The sequence below is a fragment of the Mycobacterium sp. ACS1612 genome, from assembly GCF_001667505.1.
Taxonomy (GTDB): domain Bacteria; phylum Actinomycetota; class Actinomycetes; order Mycobacteriales; family Mycobacteriaceae; genus Mycobacterium.
The window spans coordinates 1-1457 of the sequence record NZ_LZHZ01000042.1; the positions used below are offsets into that span (position 1 = coordinate 1).

The 1457-nt window shown below is 69.0% G+C and carries 1 pseudogene; it reads left to right on the forward strand.

Annotated elements, in window-relative coordinates:
* Positions 1-64 precede the first annotated feature (64 nt).
* Positions 65-1457 (forward strand): annotated as a pseudogene (locus tag A5724_RS17805) (HNH endonuclease signature motif containing protein); the annotation flags it as partial.

Here is a 1457-nt window from a genome sequence, read left to right on the forward strand (position 1 = left end):
TTTCTTAGAGTTTTCTTCGGTTCGGCACTCGAGTTTCCTTAAAGGTCGAACATATGTTCGAGTCATGGGTGGGGATGTGGTCGATGAGGCGGTGGCGGCGCTGCGCGCCGCGCACACCGCGCTGGCCGGCCTGCCGGTGGAGGTGTTGACCCGCCCGCAGTTGTTGGCGGTGCTCGACGAAGTCGAAACCCTGTCCTGCCAGTTGCCCGCACACCGGCACGGCTTGCTGGCTCGGTTGCAGACCCAGGCCACCCCGACGCAGTTGGGCGCCAAATCGTGGCGGCAGGTGTTGGCGATCCGGTGGCGGCTGTCGAGCAAGGAGGCGGGCCGGCGGTTGGCTGAGGCGGCGGTGTTGGCGCCGCGGCGCGCGGTGTCGGGGGAGCCGTTGGAGCCGGTGTTGGCCTACACCGCCGCGGCCCAAACCCATGGGGCGATCACCGCCGAGCACGTGCGGGTGTTGCGCACGGCGATGGAGTCGATTCCGGCCGGGGTGGATGCCGCGACTCGCCATCAGGTTGAGGCCGATCTGGTGCGTGCCGCGCTCGGGGCGGGGCCGAAGGAGTTGAAAGACACCGCCGACCGGCTGATTTTTCTGCTCGATCAGGACGGCCCCGAACCCGACGACACCCAACGGGCGGCGCGCCGTGAGATACGGATGGGCCCCCAACACCCCGACGGCAACTCGAAGATCACCGGCACCCTCTCACCGGAGGGGCGGGCGATCTGGGAGGCCATCTGGGCCAAGCTGGCCGCCCCGGGGATGGGCAACCCCGACGATGCCCAGCCCTGTGTGTCGGGTACCCCCAGTCAGGCCCAGATCGAGGGTGATCACCGCAGCCTGGCCCAGCGCCAACACGACGCGCTGGTCGCGATCGGGCGCAGTGTGTTGGAAAGCGGGGCGCTGGGTCAGCACAACGGGGTGGCGACCTCGATCATCATCCGCACCACCGTGCAGGACTTGGAACACCGCGCCGGGGTCGGTGTCACCGCCGGGGGCACCGTGCTGCCGCTGGCCACGTTGATCCGGATGGCTGCGCGCGCGCACCCGTGGTTGGCGGTGTTCGACCGGGCCAGCGGCTCAGCGTTGGATCTGTTTCGGTCCCGCCGCAGCGCCTCGGTGGCCCAGCGGATCATGCTCATCGCCCGCGATGGGGGTTGCACCAAACCGGGCTGCACGGTGCCGGCCTACGGCTGCCAAGTTCACCACGCCGCCGCCGACTGGGCCGATGACGGCCAAACCAACGTCGATGACCTCGGGCTGGCCTGCGGGCCGGATAACCGGATGGTCGAACCCGGCGGCTGGAGCACCCGCCTCAACGACCGCCACGAAGTCGAATGGATCCCCCACCACAGCTGGACACCGGCCAAACCCGCATCAACACCTACCACACCCCCGAACGACTCCTCCGCCCACCAGACGACCACCACCCCGGCGGACCCGAACCCAACGCCGCCTA